At 64.7% G+C, this 241-nt stretch carries 1 protein-coding gene; it reads left to right on the forward strand.

Features of this window, described 5'->3' with window-relative positions; translation table 11 throughout:
• Positions 1-241, forward strand: a 241-nt coding sequence (locus SB756_RS34535) for a hypothetical protein (RefSeq protein ID WP_410913812.1), incomplete at both ends; no start/stop codon positions are given.

Below are 241 nucleotides of genomic sequence, written 5' to 3' on the forward strand. Positions count from 1 at the left end.
ATGGCGCCGATCTCTTCGGGCAACCTGGACAGCATCGACGTGGTACGCGGCGCAGGTTCTGTGCGCTACGGCCCGCAGAACGTCGGTGGGGTGATCAACTTCGTTACCCGGGCGATCCCAGAGAAGGCCTCGGCTGAGCTTTCCACCACCTTGGAAACCTCGCAGCATGGCGGCTGGAAGCACACCGAGTCGGCCTTCGTCGGCGGCACCGCCGACAACGGCATGGGCGTAGCACTGCTGT

Source organism: Pseudomonas sp. SIMBA_068 (genome assembly GCF_046534705.1).
Taxonomy (GTDB): domain Bacteria; phylum Pseudomonadota; class Gammaproteobacteria; order Pseudomonadales; family Pseudomonadaceae; genus Aquipseudomonas; species Aquipseudomonas putida.